At 47.4% G+C, this 1343-nt stretch carries 2 tRNA genes and 2 rRNA genes; all 4 read right to left on the bottom strand.

The annotated features are described in order from the left end of the window. A 23S ribosomal RNA gene (locus tag ACJ751_RS21000) occupies positions 1 to 576 on the bottom strand; the annotation flags it as partial. 217 nt (positions 577 to 793) lie between these two features. Beyond that, a tRNA-Ala gene (locus ACJ751_RS20995) sits at positions 794 to 870 on the bottom strand. A 77-nt stretch (positions 871 to 947) separates the two neighbouring features. Then, positions 948 to 1022 (bottom strand) — tRNA-Ile (locus ACJ751_RS20990). Positions 1023 to 1154: 132 nt separating this feature from the next. Continuing rightward, positions 1155 to 1343, bottom strand: a 16S ribosomal RNA gene (locus ACJ751_RS20985); the annotation flags it as partial.

The following is a 1343-nucleotide window of genomic DNA, read 5'->3' as shown; positions in this document are numbered from 1 at the left end:
CCGTCACCATTGCTGGCTCCGACCGCTTGTAGGCGTACGGTTTCAGGTACTATTTCACTCCCTTGTTTAGGGTGCTTTTCACCTTTCCCTTACGGTACTGGTTCACTATCGGTCTCTGAGGAGTATTTAGCCTTATCGGATGGTGCCGACAAATTCAGGCAGGATTTCTCCGGTCCCGCCTTACTCAGGATACCACGCGTCCTCAACAATTTGTGCCTACAGGACTATCACCTGCTATGGTTCAACTTTCCAGAAGATTCAGCTTGATGTTGATTTCTAAATGTGGTCCTATAACCCCTGTGCCGCACGCGACACAGGTTTGGGCTGTTCCCTTTTCGCTCGCCACTACTTGGGGAATCACGTTTGTTTTCTTTTCCTCCTCCTACTTAGATGTTTCAGTTCAGAGGGTTGACTCTCCTTGCGGAGTGACACACCTTCAGTGTGCCGGGTTGTCCCATTCGGAAATCTGGGGATCTAATGCTTGTGTGCAGCTCCCCCCAGCTTATCGCAGCTTACCACGTCCTTCATCGTCTCTCAGAGCCAAGGCATCCACCATACGCCCTTAAGTGCTTTAAAAGAGTTATTACTATTACTCGTTATTTACAACTTTTATTATCCCAATATGTCAAAGAACTACCCTCCAGCCCCTAAAAGGGAACTAAAGAGAACGCCTGATCTCTTGCGAGAGTGAGCGTTTGTAGCTGATGTTAAGGCTGCGAACCTTATAGACCATTACGTCACACCATCTTGTTTGAAAGAACTTTTGTTGTGGAGGATATCCCCGAACCTCATTTGGTGGAGGATATCGGAGTCGAACCGATGACCCTCTGCGTGCAAGGCAGATGCTCTAGCCAACTGAGCTAACCCCCCAAATTAATTGAGCAGATAGCTATCAGCTAATAGCTATTAGCTTTTGATCACCTTTACTTTCGCTTTGGCGATCGCAGTAGACCCGAGCAGATTTGAACTGCTGACCCCTACATTATCAGTGTAGTGCTCTAACCAGGCTGAGCTACGGATCTGTTTGATTGTAGCCCGATCCAGGTTATATCGAATCCCTCTTATCGGGTTACCATAAAAAGAACTTATGAAATGTTCTATGAAAGTTAAGTGAAGCAACAGCTGAAAAGATTGTTTCCAGCGATCATCTCTAAAAAGGAGGTATTCCAGCCGCACCTTCCGATACGGCTACCTTGTTACGACTTAGCCCCAGTCACTAGTTTTACCCTAGGCGGCTCCTTGCGGTTACCGACTTTAGGTACACCCAGCTTCCATGGCTTGACGGGCGGTGTGTGCAAGGTCCGGGAACGTATTCACCGTATCATTGCTGATATACGATTACT

Source organism: Niastella sp. (genome assembly GCF_045805085.1).
Taxonomy (GTDB): Bacteria; Bacteroidota; Bacteroidia; order Chitinophagales; family Chitinophagaceae; genus Niastella.
The sequence above is the reverse complement of the archived record's forward strand: the minus strand, read 5'-3'. Positions and strand labels throughout refer to the sequence as shown.